Origin of the sequence: Shewanella sp. 10N.261.52.F9, assembly GCF_041471165.1 — a bacterium.
In the GTDB taxonomy this organism is placed as follows: domain Bacteria; phylum Pseudomonadota; class Gammaproteobacteria; order Enterobacterales; family Shewanellaceae; genus Shewanella; species Shewanella marinintestina.
The window spans coordinates 1-727 of record NZ_JBFRNX010000072.1; the positions used below are offsets into that span (position 1 = coordinate 1).

The 727-nt window shown below is 40.9% G+C and carries 1 tRNA gene; it reads right to left on the bottom strand.

The features are described from left to right. Positions 1-121: 121 nt before the first annotated feature. Positions 122-195 (bottom strand) — tRNA-Cys (locus AB4298_RS21330). Positions 196-727 lie beyond the last annotated feature (532 nt).

A 727-nucleotide genomic window follows, 5' to 3' on the forward strand; every position in this document is an offset into this window, starting at 1 on the left:
TTTGATTTTGATGATACGTAATGTCGGTACCAATACTGCTCACTCTTATCTAGATGCGACTAAGTGAACTCACCAAACTCTTATTCTTTATACTTCTATCAGTAAACTGACTTAGAAGTTATGGAGGCGCGACCCGGAGTCGAACCGAGATCGACGGATTTGCAATCCGCAGCATAGCCATTCTGCCATCGCGCCCTCTTGATTCCCTTGTTGCTGGGAACGAGGCGTACTTTACTTGATTATAAAATTGAGTCAACCGGTTATTTGTTTATTTTATTCAATTGCTTAAAACGCATTCTAAAATGGTAAAATATATTCAATTAATGGTTATTTTATAGCTTTGAGTCGACCCCGTTTGCTTGCGATCTAGCTTTCGTAGTTTTGGGTTAATTAATGACGGCTGTAATAACGGCGATGACTGATTTTACCTACTCAGGTAACAGCTAGTGCCTTTCGGTAATGGGTTGTATATTGAATAAGCTTATTACCAACCTGCTCGCTCATATTAAGGTGTAATGCAGAGGCTTTAATAGTGTCGGGCTTGAACTGGCACGCCTGATTTCAATAAAGAGTGCGAGGGATTTTTAAAATCCACTTTATCTCAGAAACAAAAAAGCCCCCGCTTGATGCGGAGGCTTTAATGATGGTACCCGTGGCCAGACTTGAACTGGCACGCCTGATTTCAATGAAGAGTGCGAGGGAATTTTAAAATCCACTTTATCTCAGA